The sequence below is a fragment of the Streptomyces sp. 3N207 genome (assembly GCF_052246355.1).
GTDB lineage: Bacteria > Actinomycetota > Actinomycetes > Streptomycetales > Streptomycetaceae > Streptomyces.
On record NZ_JBQQBV010000010.1, the window covers coordinates 132,555 to 146,498 of the forward strand.

The 13,944-nt window shown below is 66.6% G+C and carries 7 protein-coding genes; 5 read left to right on the top strand and 2 right to left on the bottom strand.

Annotated features, from left to right (window positions below; genetic code table 11):
- Positions 1-14: 14 nt before the first annotated feature.
- Positions 15-3,785, top strand: coding sequence for a BREX-2 system adenine-specific DNA-methyltransferase PglX (gene pglX, locus ACTWP9_RS17605; protein WP_443247122.1), 3,771 nt, complete (start codon positions 15-17; stop codon positions 3,783-3,785).
- A 4-nt stretch (positions 3,786-3,789) separates the two neighbouring features.
- Here the strand turns inward: pglX and ACTWP9_RS17610 are convergent, their stop codons facing one another.
- Positions 3,790-4,452, bottom strand: coding sequence for an ATP-binding protein (locus tag ACTWP9_RS17610; protein ID WP_443247123.1), 663 nt, complete (start codon positions 4,450-4,452; stop codon positions 3,790-3,792).
- A 186-nt stretch (positions 4,453-4,638) separates the two neighbouring features.
- Here ACTWP9_RS17610 and ACTWP9_RS17615 point away from each other — a divergent pair, with 186 nt between their 5' ends.
- The 4 genes from ACTWP9_RS17615 (at position 4,639) to pglZ (ending at position 12,876) form a co-directional block, all read left to right on the top strand.
- Positions 4,639-5,511, top strand: a complete 873-nt coding sequence (locus tag ACTWP9_RS17615; RefSeq protein WP_443247124.1) for a helix-turn-helix domain-containing protein — start codon at positions 4,639-4,641, stop codon at positions 5,509-5,511.
- The gene (locus ACTWP9_RS17620; protein ID WP_443247125.1) at positions 5,508-5,711 is read left to right on the top strand and encodes a DUF397 domain-containing protein; all 204 of its coding nucleotides are present in this window, start codon (positions 5,508-5,510) and stop codon (positions 5,709-5,711) included. Before ACTWP9_RS17615 ends, ACTWP9_RS17620 begins: the two co-directional genes overlap by 4 nt.
- Before the next feature lie 288 nt (positions 5,712-5,999).
- A complete protein-coding gene (gene pglY / locus ACTWP9_RS17625) occupies positions 6,000-9,950 on the top strand; it encodes a BREX-2 system ATPase PglY (protein WP_443247126.1) in 3,951 nt (1,316 codons plus the stop codon).
- 19 nt (positions 9,951-9,969) lie between these two features.
- Positions 9,970-12,876, top strand: coding sequence for a BREX-2 system phosphatase PglZ (pglZ, locus tag ACTWP9_RS17630; protein WP_443247127.1), 2,907 nt, complete (start codon positions 9,970-9,972; stop codon positions 12,874-12,876).
- 25 nt (positions 12,877-12,901) lie between these two features.
- Here the strand turns inward: pglZ and ACTWP9_RS17635 are convergent, their stop codons facing one another.
- On the bottom strand, positions 12,902-13,939 hold the full coding sequence (locus ACTWP9_RS17635; protein ID WP_443247128.1) for a CBS domain-containing protein: 1,038 nt from the start codon (positions 13,937-13,939) through the stop codon (positions 12,902-12,904).
- Between the last annotated feature and the right edge of the window lie 5 nt (positions 13,940-13,944).

Below are 13,944 nucleotides of genomic sequence, written 5' to 3' on the forward strand. Positions count from 1 at the left end.
GGAGATGTGACGACGTGATTGACGCTCCAGCGCTGCGGACCGACCTGATCAAGCAGGTCAAGGCGATCGAGCTGGATCTCGCCAAGCAGGTCAAGGACGGGGAGTCGGTCCTCAAACCGCTGCGGCAGGAGTTCGAGAAGGCGAGCAAGGCGGATCCGGCGACTCCGAGGTGGAGTGCTTGGCTGGATGCGCGTTTGGGTTCGGCTGAGGGTGAGTTGTCGGCGGACCGCGTAGAGCGGGTGCGGGCGGCGGACTCGGTCGCGGGCAGGCTGCGGGCCGAGTACGACGAGGCCCGGAAGCTGGGGCGTACGGCGGCGACGTGGAACGCCTGGCTGGACGAGCGGGTCACGCAGGTCGCGGTGGCATGGGTGCTGGGCACGGTGTTCGTACGGTTCTGCGAGGACAACCGGCTGATTGCGGAGCCGTATCTGACGGGGCCGGATACGGAGCGCCGGGACCTGGCGGAGGCGCGGTACGCGCAGTACGTGGAGGAAGACCCGGACCCGACGTATCGCGGGTGGCTGGAGCGGGCCTTCGACGAACTGGGCGCGGGCCAGGCCGGGAAGCTGCTGTTCGACAAGCGGCGCAATCCGCTGTACCAGATTCCGCTGTCGCATGACGCGGCTCGGGCGTTGGTGGAGTTCTGGCGCGAGCGGGGTGAGGGGGAGGACGCTGACCGGCTGGTCCATGACTTCACCGACCCGTTGGATGAGGACGACCCTACGAAGGGGTGGGACACCCGGTTCTTGGGCGACCTGTACCAGTGGCTGTCGGAGTCGGCGCGGAAGACTTATGCGCTGCTCCAGACGCCGGAGTTCGTGGAGGAATTCATCCTCGACCGGACGATGGACCCAGTGGTGCGGGAGCTGGGCGGCAAGTTCGGCGAGCTGAAGATGATCGACCCGACGTGTGGGTCGGGCCACTTTGTGCTGGGTGCGTTCCGGCGGATGGTCCGGCTGTTCGCGGATCGGGAGCCGGGGCGTGATGTGCATGAGCGGGTGCGGGATGCGCTGAACGCGGTGCACGGGGTGGACATCAACCCGTTCGCGGTGGCTATTGCGCGGTTCCGGTTGCTGGTTGCGGGGATGACGGCGGCGGGTGTGCGGACGCTGGCGCAGGCGGGTAAGTACGACTGGCCGATTCACCTGGCGGTGGGTGACTCGCTGATTAAGGCGCGGCAGCTTGAGTTGACGCTGCTGGGTGAGGAGTCAGGGGACCCGTTGGCGGAGTTCTCGTACGCGACTGAGGACGTGCACGAGTACCCGGGGATTCTTGAGGTGGGGCGGTATGACGTGGTGGTGGGGAACCCCCCCTATGTGACAGTAAAAGACAAAGAACTCAATGCAGTCTATCGAAATCTATACAAGACATGCACAAGAGAATATGCACTGTCAGTTCCGTTCGCCGAGCGATTTTTTGAGCTGGCCAAACAAGGAGGCATCGAGGGCCACGACTTTGGAATGGTCGGGCAAATCACTGCCAACTCCTTCATGAAGAGGGGTTTCGGAACACGGCTAATCGAAGAGTATTTCGCCCACAAAGTCGAACTGACGGAAGTCATTGACACATCAGGGTCGTACATTCCAGGCCACAGCACGCCTACGGTCATTCTAATCGGAAGGCGACGCTCCGGTAGCGACCGTTCGACGACCATTCGGACAGTCCGAAGCATTCAAGGTGAGCCAACTACACCTCATAATGCCGAGGAAGGGGTGGTCTGGACAGCTATCACTGATCAGATCAACACTCCAGGATCCGCAAGCCCCTGGGTCTCCGTTGACGACTTGGAGCGTCAGCACTACTTCGGAAAGCACCCTTGGATCCTCTCCGATGGCGGCCTGGAACTTGTCGAGCAGATGGAGAAGAATAAAAGCCATAAACTCCAAAGCGCCCTTTCAATGAACATCGGCTTCGGCGCCATTTCCGGCGAAGACAACGCTTTCCTCCTTCCCGATTTGTCCACAACTCAACGCAAGGGTGTTGAACGGGCACTACCGATGGTTTCGGGCTCCTCTGTCCGTGACTTCTGCATCACCCCCTCAAGCGTAACAATTTGGCCGTACGATGATCAGTTCACTGCCCTCCAAGAAGAGCACGCGAAAGGGATCATCAAGACGCTTTGGCCATACCGTCGCCCCCTCCAAAAGCGTAGGCGCTTCGGCAAACCCCTCGAAACTATTTCGTCGCTCAAGTGGTTCGAGTATCGCGAGCTGTACTCCGAAAAGTTCGACACCCCCACCTCGATCCTCTTTGCAGAAGTTGCCACCCATAATCACTTTGCACTCGACCGTGGCGCAACGGTCTTCAATCAAACCGCTCCGGTGATCAAACTAGCGAAGAGCTCCAGCGATGAGGACCACCTTCAGCTACTCGGATTCCTCAACAGCTCTACAGTTTGCTTTTGGCTCAAACAGATTTGTTTCTGCAAGGGAAACGCCACGGCGTCAAGCGGCATGGCCGATCAGCCATGGTCATGGAATTACCAATTCAACAGTACCAATGTTGGACAACTCCCACTCCCGGAAGGGTCCGCAACCCCCCTCGCTACGACTCTCGAAGCCCTCACCCAGCAGCTCGCTACTGCCCACCCATTTACTCTAATTAAAACCGACACCCCGACCACGCATGTCCTTCGTGAAGCTCGCGCTCGGTGGGAAGCAACCCGGGCTCGCATGATTGCGGTACAAGAAGAGCTGGATTGGCAGGTGTACACTCTCTACAATCTCCACTCCGAAAATCTCCAATCCCTGGAAGCCGAAGCCCCCGAACTCGCACTCGGGGAGCGCGCCTTCGAGATTGTGCTCGCTCGACGTGCCGAGAAAGGTGAGGCATCCGGGGAGTGGTTTAAACGGCACAACTCCACGCCCATTACCGAACTGCCTGACCATTGGTCCGACGCCTACAAGGCCGTCGTCCAGAAGCGCATCGATGTCATCGAGACATCCCGCGCCATCGGCATGGTGGAGCGCCCCGAATACAAGCGCCGCTGGGCGACCGAGGGCTGGGACGTCCTCCAGGAGCGCGCACTCAAGTCCTGGCTGCTGGATCGGATGGAGAACCGCGAGCTGTGGTTCCCGGACGGGCAGCCGACCATCCTCACCCTCGACCAGCTCACCTCGGCGCTATCTCTCGATGAGGACTTCGTGTCCGTCGCGGAGCTGTACGCACCCCGGACGGAGCTAGCAACCATCGTCGCCGACCTCCTCACCGAGGAGCACGTGCCCTTCCTCCCCGCGCTCCGCTACAAGCCCAGTGGCCTGAAGAAGCGCGAAGACTGGGAGCACGTCTGGGATCTCCAGCGGAAGGAGGACGCCGCTCTGGACGAGCCTGCCAAGCGGAAGATCCGGGACACCATCCCGGTGCCGCCGAAGTACACCTCGGCCGACTTCCTCAAGCCGTCCTACTGGCGAGCCCGAGGCAAGCTGGACGTGCCCAAGGAGCGATTCATCTCCTATGCGACCGGCCCGATCTCCGGGACACCCAAACTGTTCGGCTGGGCGGGCTGGGACCACCGGGAACAGGCGCAGGCGCTCGCCACGTACTTCACGAACCATGACGGGCTGTCCTCCGAGGAGATGACGCCGCTGCTCGCTGGCCTGCTCGAACTTCAGCCCTGGCTCGACCAGTGGCACGACGACTTCGACCCGCTTTACGGCAGCTCACCCGCAGCCTTCTTCGCGGGCTACCGCGCCACCCAGCAAGGCGAACACGACCTGACCGATGACGATCTGCGGGCCTGGCGGCCCGCCCCGGCCACTCGCGGCCGGCGCTCGACCAAGGGCTGATCGCCTATCCCGGTGTGTCCTCGCCGTCTCTGCGCGGGGAGGACACACCGGCGTCTCGTACGGTCAACGGCGCGGTGGGATCGACCCGCAGCGCCGGGCCGTCGTCCAGCTCAAGCACGACAGTGCATCCATCGCCCGACGCAGAGCGCTTGGTACCCACGCCTCGGACCGTCCGCCAAGCACCCCACACCCGTACGCACTGACCCGGGCGGACCGCTGACGCAGCGATCTCAGCTCCGTCGCGCTCAGGAACGCGGTTTGGGGCCTGCAGCTCGGCCCAGACGGTTTTTCCAATCCCGCAGGCGCGTTGTTCGAAACCCCAACGATCAGCCAGCGCCTCCACGAGCATCAGTCCGCGCCCGCCTGTCTCGTCCTCGCCGGGCGCCCGCACCTCGGGCTTCCCTTCACCGGCGTCGCTGGCTTCCAGGCGCAGCAGGCCGTCTTCCGTCAGCCATGCGATCCGCACTCCGACCAGCCGGTCATGCGGCACACGCACTCGCATCGCGTTGGTCACCAGCTCCGAGAGGACCAGCTCAGCAGTCTCCGCCGCCTGCCCAATCCCCCAGTCACCGAGGGCGGAATGTAGTAACGCACGCGCTCTGGGCACGCTGCTCCGCCGACGAGGCAGCCGGAACTTCACTTCGTAAGCGGTGGAGTGCTCTGCCATGACGCCCCCTGGGGGTCGGTAGCTGTCGATCAAGTCCCTGTGGACTGGTAGCGGTTCGAACCGTCCTGAGCAGATTGCCCTCGCCACACAGACTTGCGCAACGTTGCATGAGTTATCGCTTCTCGATTCACTCGTTCGTGCTACTTGGGGAGCCATCAAGCCCCAGGCCCTGATAGGTAGTGACGTATGCCAACCGTCAAACCCTCCACCGTGCTGGGGCGCCAACTCGGCGACGAACTCCGCAGATTCCGCGAGAGCGCGGGCCTCTCCACCGCCGATGCGGCAGAAGTCCTCGACTGCACCAAGGGGAAGATCAGCCGCATCGAGAACGGTCACGTTCCCGTCCGCACGCCGGATCTGAACGCCCTCATGCACGCATACGATGTCGATGACAGCGAGGCACGCGAGCGCCTCGCTGCACTGGCGCGCAGGGCCAATCGTCGGCGACGCGACGGCTGGTGGCGTCAGTACGAGTCCGTGCTCGGCGACGCGTACCGCGACCAGATCGAGATGGAGGCCATCTGCGACAGCATCCGCACGTACGAAGTGCAACTCGTCCCCGGACTCCTGCAGACTGAGGAGTACGGGCGCGCAGTGACGGTGGCCTCGCGCTCCTGGCAGACGCCCGAGGAGATCGAACAGTTCGTCCAGGTGCGGCTCACCAGGCAAGAACGACTGGTCGGCGAAACGCCCATGGACTTCTGGGCCGTACTGTCCGAAGGGGTCCTGCGGCAGCAGGTTGGCGGCCCGGCCGTGATGCGAGCACAGCTGGAGCACATGGCCGTCATGACGGAACAGTCCAACGTCACTGTGCAGGTACTGCCGTTCTCACGCGGTGCGCACTCAAGTATGTTCGGGCCGTACCTACTTCTCAGCTTTCCGCAGTTGGCATCGCTGGACCTCGTGCTGTCAGAGACTCCGACCGGCAACATTTGGATGGAACGGGAGCTCGAAGTCGCTCGCTATCGAGAACTCTTCGATGACGCACGCACAACAGCTCTGCCGCCGACGGAATCGCTTGCCCTGATCCGTCGCGTCGCCAAGGAGTACCAGCCATGAGCAACGAAACCAGAATATCGCCAGACCTCATGGAAGCGGCATGGCGTACGAGTAGCTACAGCGGCGGGCAGGGCAACTGCGTCGAGATCGCTGACAACCTCTCCCGCGGTGTCTGGCTCCGCGACAGCAAGCGCCCCGCCGATCCCGTCATACGTGTCAGTCGCACGGCCTGGGACGCGTTCCTCAAACACCTGAGCTGAGACAAATCGCCCGCCACGCTCGTCGGCCCAGGGTAGACCCGCACCGCGCCCTCCCAGCCCCTTCCACCGCAACCCAGCCCGCCCCGCACACCGGTTCGCTCCCCCATCCAAACCGTTACGATCGTGGACGGGCCGCAGCCGTCTCACGACGACTGACGACAACACACCGGGGCCGCACGGAGACCACCCGTAACCGTCGCCGCCCCGGGCCAGGGGGGAGACCCTGCTGTCCAGGCCCACGCGCTCACGCGCACACAGGACGCAGGAACCAGGAGAAGCGAGACACAGATGGCCCCGAACGCCACCGGCACGGCACCTCTCCTCCGCGACGTCATCGACATCAAGACGTCGATCTCCACCTCCGACTTCGTGCTGAAGCTCGCCGAGGCCGTCACCGAGGAGGGGGCCGCCCGCGCGCTGCGGGACTACGTCGTCACGGAACGCCTCCTGGAGAACTTCGACGAAGCGCTCAGCCTCATCAAGGCGTCCCTCGACGGGCACACCTCGAAGGCCGCCTATCTCCACGGCTCCTTCGGTTCCGGTAAGTCCCACTTCATGGCGGTTCTCCACGCCCTCCTCCGGGGCGACACGGCCGTCCGCAGCCGCGGGGACTTCGACCCGGTGCTGACCAAGCACGAGTGGCTGGGCACCGACGGCAAGCGGTTCCTGCTCGTCCCGTACCACATGCTCGGCGCGAAGTCCCTGGAGCAGCGCGTCCTCGGCGGCTACGTCAGCCACGTCAAGTCCCTGCCCCAGCACAAGGACGCCCCGACCCCGCAGGTGTACCGGACCGACTCCCTCTTCGAGGACATCCGCTCCCACCGCCGGCGCGTCGGCGACGAAGCCTTCATCGCCGGTCTCGCCGAAGCCCCCACCCCCGGCGCAGCCAATGACGACGGGGACGACGACGAGTGGGGCGATCCGTTCACCTGGACACCCGAACTGCTCGACGCCGCGCTGGCCGCCGAGGAGCTGGACGGCGGCGAGGTGAACCTGAACCTCGTCAACCCAAGCACCCCGGCCGAGCTACGCGCGAAGCTCGTCCACGACGCGAGCATGACCTGGTTCCCGGGGTTCGCCCGGAACGCGGCCGAGGACGAGCACGGGTTCGTCTCCCTCGACGCCGGCCTCGCCGTCATCGCCGAGCACGCGAAGTCGCTTGGCTATGACGGGCTGATTCTCTTCCTCGACGAGCTGATCCTGTGGCTCGCGAACCGCATCCACGACCCGAAGTTCGTCTCCCGCGAGACGGACAAGATCACCAACTTCGTGGAGGGCGCCGACTCACGCCGTGCCATTCCCATCGTGTCGTTCATCGCCCGCCAGCGCGACCTGCGCGAACTCGTCGGCGAGGAGACCTCCGGCGCGGCCGAGACCGCGATCCAGGACAGTCTGAACCTGGCCTCGGGTCGCTTCGACAAGATCACGCTTGAGGACCGCAACCTCCCCCAGATCGCCCACGCGCGCCTCCTCACCCCCAAGGACGCGGAGGCCGCCGCCAAGCTGGACGCCGCCTTCGCGAAGGTCAAGCGGGTGGGCCCGCAGATCTGGGACGTGTTGCTCGGCTCGGACGAGACGACCACCGGGGCCGACGAGGAGTCGTTCCGGCTGACGTACCCCTTCTCCCCCGCGTTCATGGACACGCTCGTCCACATCTCCTCCGCGCTCCAGCGCTCCCGTACCGGCCTGAAGCTCATGGGACAGCTCCTCGCCAACCACCGGGACGACGCGACGTTGGAGAATCTGATCCCGCTCGGCGACCTCTACCCCGTGATCGCCGACGGCGGGGACAAGCCGTTCGTGGACAGACTGAAGGTGGAGTTCAAGGTCGCGGACAAGCTGTACCGGACCAAGCTGAGGCCGCACCTCCTCGGGACGTACGAGATCGACGAGAAGGACGTCGAGCGCTACCAGCACCGCCGCGAGACCATCACCGACCAGCAGCTCCTCGAACGCTGCCGGGGCTTCGTCGGCGACAACCGGCTGATGTGCACGCTGCTGCTGTCCGCGCTGGCCCCCGGCGTACCCGCCCTGCGCGATCTCACCATCCGGCGGCTCGGCGCGCTCAACCATGGCTCGGTCCTCTCCCCCATCCCCGGCGCTGAGGTCGGGATGATCAAGGCGAAGGTCGACGAGTGGGCCACGCATTTCGTGGAGATCAAGGCGACCGGCACCAAGCTGAATCCCGGCGTACGGCTTGAACTCGCCGGGGTGGACGTCGACTCCGTCATCGCCAATGCGAACGTGAACAACAACCGCTCCAACCGGCGGGCCCTGGCCAGGCGGCTTCTGGCCAAGGAGCTGGGGCTGGACGTGCACGAGCGGTTGGGCAGCGCGGACGATCTGACGCTCGTCTGGCGCGGTTCGAACCGCACAGCAGAGGTCGTCATCGGGGATGTCAACGACCAGGAGAACCTGCCCGACCATGAGTTCTCCCCCAGCCAGGACGGGCTGTGGCGACTGGTCATCGACCTGCCGTACCACGAGAGCGAGCACGGTTCCGTCGAGGCGGTCAACCGGCTGCGCGGGCTGCGCGAGCAGTCCGGAACCGGGCCCCGCACCGTGGGCTGGATCCCCACCTATCTGTCGGCCGCCCGCTACAAGGACTTCCAGAAGCTGGTCGTCATCGACTACGCACTGGCCGACCAGCGGCGCTTCGACACCCACTACGCCCAGCACCTCAACGCCGACAACCGCGCACGGGCCAGGGTGCTCCTCGAAGAGCAGCGGGAGTCCCTGGTCAAGACGGTGACGGCGGCCTTCAAGCAGGCGTATGGCTGTGCGGAGAAGAAGGCGTCCGATGTCGATGTGTCCTTCGAGGACCACTTCGAGTCGCTGCGTGACATGCCCGATTTGAAGGTCTCCATCGGCCAGACGCTGTCCGACGGTGCCCGGCACATCGTGAAGAAGCTGCTGGCGCACCAGTTCCCCGCGCACCCCGACTTCGACCCGGACGGCACCAGCACGGCGGTCGCGCCTGTGCAGGCCCGTACCGTGTTCGGGTACATCCGGGCGGCGGCGGAATCCGCCGAACGGCAGGTCGAGGTGGTCTCGAAGGACCGGATGCTGATGCGGCGGATCGCCGCGCCCCTCGGGCTCGGCCAGCAGAAGGAGGTCTTCTTCCGGCTCTCCAGCCGCTGGGTGGACCACTTCAACCTGCAGGCCCGCACCGACGGCGGTCCGGGCGACCTGAGCGTGGTCAAGCTGGCCGAGTGGATCGACCGGCCCGAGCGGATGGGCCTCGACACCTTCCTCGTCAACCTGGTCATCGCCTCGTACGCGGAGATGGACGACCGGGTGTGGGTGCGCGCCGGGTCGCTGCTCGACCCCGCGCCCGAACTGGCGGCCATCAAGCCCCAGGACGGCCTGCGCTCCCAGCCGCTGCCGGACGAAACGGTCTGGGAGGAGGCGGGGCGCCGGTTCTGGGACATCTTCGGTGAGCAGCCCCCGAAGCTGCGCCGCAGCCGACTGGTCAGCCACTTCGCCCGGCAGATCACCGCCAAGGCCCGCGAGTACAAGCCGCATGTGGACACGCTGGTCGAGGAGCTGGAGAAGCATGCGAAGCTGCTCGGCCTGGACGGGGCCGACGAATCCGCGTCGGGCAGGCTGACCCTCGCCCGCCGCTCGCGTGACCTGCTCAAGGAGCTGCGCGACCTCTCCGAGAGCACAGCGGGAGGTTCGGCGGCTGCCAAGCAGGTCATCACCTCCTTCGCCGAATTCGATCTGGACGAGGTGTCCGCCAGCCGCTACGGGGCCTCGATCAAGCAGGCGAAGGCCGTCGCCGACGCGCTGGTCGTCGCGGCCTGGGACATGCTGAAGCTCGCGCCCAACTACGGGCCGCAGGGCGAGGCGGTGCTGGAGGCGCTGCGCGGCGCGGCGCGCGCGGATCAGCGCACGATGCGGCTGGAAGACGCCTTGCGGGACGCACGGAAGTCCATCGTCTCGGTCATCGAGCGCAGCCAGGCGGCCGCACGACCCCAACCGGCCGCGCCTCACTCGACTCCCGCGTCCCCGGTGGCCCCACTCACCGAGCCCAACGCGGTGAGCCTGAGCGACGACACCGCCCAGCCGCCGGTGTCCACCAACCACCCGCTCCCCGGTCCTCGTACGGCGCGCCGGTCGGGCGGCGGACGGGCCAAGGCATCTCAGGCGATCGCCCAGCTGCGGGCCGAACTGGACGAACTGACGGCCACCGAACCCGACGTGACGATCGAGATCAGCTGGCGGGTCGTGGAATGAGCGGAACGAGGCGTGTGCGGTGACGACCACGACGACGAACACGAGCGCGAAGGCCATCACCAGTGCGGTGCGGCTCAACTCCGCCACCATCGCCCAGTACCTGGCGTCCCAGCGCGGCCTGAGCCCGGACAAGCGCCGCGCCGTACTGCTTCGCGCCGCGCCGCGCTGGGACGGCCCGGCCGAGCTGGCGTGGGGCGAGCATCGGCACGCGTCGGTGGCCACGGCGCCCTCGCCGCTCGCCGCGTACGAGCTGGTGCTGGCGCACCAGGCGACTGCGGCGCCCGGTCCCAATGTGCTGGTGGTACTCACCGACCGGGAAGAGGCCGAACTCGGCCCCGACCTGCTGGCCAAAGTGCACCGGCACCGTGTCAATGCGGTGGACACGTGGGACGTCGTCCGGGAATCCTTCGGCGCGGTCAGTACCGACCGTCGGCTGGTGGACGAGAACTGGGCTGCCGAGGCGCTGCTGGATGCCACCCCGCCGGGCGGCTGGCCGCGGCTTCCGGGCGGGGTGCTGTCCCGGAACAAGGCACTGAGCGAACTCACGCTTCGCAGGCTCGGCATCGGCCGGTACGACCCGGATCGCGACGAGCGGCATGCCCTGTCTGCGAACGGCGACGAACTCGACATCCACGCGCTTCTGCAGTGGTCGCTGGCGTCCGGCGGCCCGGACCGCTATCTGGCGCTGCGCGCGCCCGAGCGGGCCGGTATCCGTGAGTTCCTCGGCTCGTCGGACCAGGCGGGCCAGGCCGGACGGGCATTGCTTGCCCTGGTCGAGGCCGAGCATGGGCCGGACGCTGTCGCCTTCGGCCTGGTCTGCGCCGCGCTGTGGGTGCATGCTGACGCGGCTGCGGACGCGGAGAACTACCGGGCCCGGGGGCGGGCCGAGCGCTGGTTCGGGGAGGAGCCTCCCGCTCATGGCGAGGCCCTGGACATGCTGGTGGCGGCCTTCGGGCGATCCTGCGAGGAGTTCGTCTCGGGGCTGCTGCTGACGGGACGGTCGGTCCACGAGGAGTCGGCGGCATCCGCGCGGCGCCTCTCCGGTTCCGCACGCGACCGCGCGGCCTCCCTGGCGCGGCAGTTCGGCGCGGAGCAGGCCATCCGTACGAGCCCCCTGCTGGCCGCGGGGCTCGAGGCCCGTTTCACCGGCGTCGGGGAAGCGCTGCTGGCCGGAGAGCAGGTGCGGATCGCACAGGCGGTGGCGGCGCTCGACGACCACCGGCTCGCGCCTGAATCCGATGTCCGGCCCCGTATCGAACGGGCGCGTATGGCGCAGCGGCTCACCCGCTGGCTCTCCGCCCGGCCGGCGGTGGAGAGCGAGGCGGAGAGCCTGAGCGTGAAGGACAGCATCGGCCGGCATGTCTCCGACACCGGCTGGGTGGACCTCGCACTCGACCACATCGAATCCGGCGGGGACCCCGATGCGACGCTGAAATCCGCCTACGACGCTCTGGGCACCTCCGTACGCGACCGCCGTCGCGACATCAACCGGCACTTCGCCCGTTCCCTCGCGGCCTGGACGGCGGGCGGCAGGCCCCCGGAGGACATGCTGACGGTGGAGACCTTCCTGCCCAAGGTCGTCGCCCCCGTGGTGAAAGCGGGGAAGCGCCGGGTGCTGCTTCTGGTGCTCGACGGGATGAGCGCCGCCATCGCCGCCCAGCTCGGCGAGGAACTGCGCACCCACTGGGTGGAGTACGATCCGCTGCCCAAGGCGAAGGACACTCCCGTGCGCCGGGCGATGGCCGCCGCGCTGCCCACCGTGACGGCCGTGTCGCGAACCTCTCTGTTCGCCGCCCGCCTCACGAATGGCACCCAGGCAGACGAGAAGAGACTCTTCCCGGAGCACCGTTTCTGGGGCGAAGAGAGGGCCGCCGTCTTCCACAAGGACGACCTGCGTGGCGACACCAGCGGTGCCCCTCTCGGACCCGAGTTGCACGAAGCGCTGGTCAGTGACCGTACGCACGCAGCCGTTGTGCTCAACACCGTCGACGACCGGCTCGCCACTGAGCAGAAGCTCGGAGACGGCGCCTGGCGACTCGCGGACATAGGGCGGCTGCAGGACTTGCTGCGCTTCGCCGCCGCCCAGGGCCGAGCGGTCATCATCACCAGCGACCACGGCCATGTCATCGACCGGCACGGGGTGCGGGTCGAGGCGGACCCCGACCGTGTGGAATCCGCCCGGCACCGGTCCGGTGGGGGCGCGCTCGCCGAGACGGAGATCGCTCTCTCGGGACCGCGCGTGGTCGCCCCGGACTCCGGCGGGGAGATCGTCGCGCTGTGGGACGCCGACTCCCGCTACACCTCGCAGAAGGCCGGCCACCACGGCGGTGCTTCCCTGGCCGAGGTCGCCATCCCGGTGCTCGCCTTCCTCCCCTTCGGCGCGGAGCCGCCGAGCGGTTGGCGCGAGCTGGGCAGCCAGCAGCCGCCGTGGTGGTCGCTTGGCCCGGACACCTCCGAGCAAGCGCCCGTACGGCCTGTCGCAGCCGCCACCCCCGCGAAAGCGCCGTCGAAGCAGGCCGTCGAGCTGGCCAGGAGCCACGACTCGCTCTTCGAGGTGGCGTTGGGGCCCTCGAAGAACGAGGATGCCCTGCTCTCCGCCGAGCTGGTGTCCCCCGACGACACACTGGTCAGCGGCTTGCTGGCGTCCGAGGTCTTCGCCGCGCAGGTGCAGCTGCTCGCCCGCAAGCCCGATCTGCCCCGGGTGGAGAAGGCCGTTCGGGCCCTGCTGGACGCGGGCGGCACGCTCCCTGTGACGGCCCTGGCCCAGCGGATCGGCCTGCCAGCGTCCAGGGCGGCCGACGGATTCGCCGCCGTACTGCGGCAGTTGCTCAACCACGACGGCGTGCAGGTGCTGGAAACCCTGCCGGACGGCCGGACGCTGCGGCTGCACACGGGGCTGCTGCGGGACCAGTTTGAACTGATGTAACGGGCCCCGCGGCGAACGGCCGATGTCAGGTGAGCTGCCGCAGCAGCCCGACGAATTGGCGCAGCTCGTCGCTGAGTCTCTTCGACAGCGGCTCGGGGTCGAAGTGCGCGATCATGTTGCGGATCGCCCGCACCCGGTCGAGCTGGTGCACGAACTGGACCCGGTCCACTCCCGCCCAGCCGAGGGCCTGCCAATTCTGGTCGGCGAGAGGGCGGAGTGCCGGGTTCTGCTGGTGACCGTCAAGAAGCTTCACGTAGCCGTTGAACATCAGATCGGTTATCTGACCGGTCTTCTTGTTGTTGGGTTGCACCGCCCGGATATTGTCCGAATCAAGGGCCGTCCCCAGACACTTGCGGAGCCGGAACTCGATCTCTCCCACAACGAAGAAGGGCCATGCCGTAGCGTCGAAGCGCTCTGTGATATCCGCGCCCGTCACGATGCCGGTGAACTGCCCGCTGCTGTCGCGGACCAGGACGTACCCGTACTCACTGATGATGGGCAAGAGGGAGAAGAAGTCCTGGCGGGAGTCGGCGATCGGCGGATCGTCCACTATTGCGTTCACCAGCCCCGTCGCCGCATTGGTCTCATACATCTTGGCCACAGAACTCCAGGTGACCGCACCGTGCAGGGTCGTCATCCCCTCGATGACGGGAACTTGGGAGTAGTTCTTGGTGCGCATGAGGTACGTGGCCTGAGTCACCGTCGCGTCGGGCGGCACGGAATCGACTCCGCTATGCGAGGCCGGAAGGTCCCCGATCCGGAAGGACTGATGGGGCAGCGCTCCGGGCGTCAGCCCGTCCCCCTCTTGTTCTCCACCCTGAACGTCCGGCTCCTGATCCGGCTCGGCCACTGATTCGAGGGGCACGATATGTACATGAGCCCGGCCATTACAGTTCGCGAAGTAGGGAACGGTCGAAAGCCCGGCATCCTTCAGCGTCTGCGTGATGAACAGTACGGACTGGTCGTTTCTCACTCGCGTGCCGAAGAGCGTGAGAAGCTCGGCAACCGGGATCATCTTGCCCTGGAGCTCGCGAAGCCGCTCCTCGGACGGTGCCTGCGACATGTCTC

What these genes read in the sequence shown, in the direction of transcription:
- ACTWP9_RS17635 (WP_443247128.1), bottom strand. Translation starts at nt 13,939, where the DNA reads ATGTCGCAGGCACCGTCCGAGGAGCGGCTTCGCGAGCTCCAGGGCAAG.
- ACTWP9_RS17620 (WP_443247125.1), top strand. Translation starts at nt 5,508, where the DNA reads ATGAGCAACGAAACCAGAATATCGCCAGACCTCATGGAAGCGGCATGG.
- ACTWP9_RS17610 (WP_443247123.1), bottom strand. Translation starts at nt 4,452, where the DNA reads ATGGCAGAGCACTCCACCGCTTACGAAGTGAAGTTCCGGCTGCCTCGT.
- ACTWP9_RS17615 (WP_443247124.1), top strand. Translation starts at nt 4,639, where the DNA reads ATGCCAACCGTCAAACCCTCCACCGTGCTGGGGCGCCAACTCGGCGAC.
- pglY (WP_443247126.1), top strand. Translation starts at nt 6,000, where the DNA reads ATGGCCCCGAACGCCACCGGCACGGCACCTCTCCTCCGCGACGTCATC.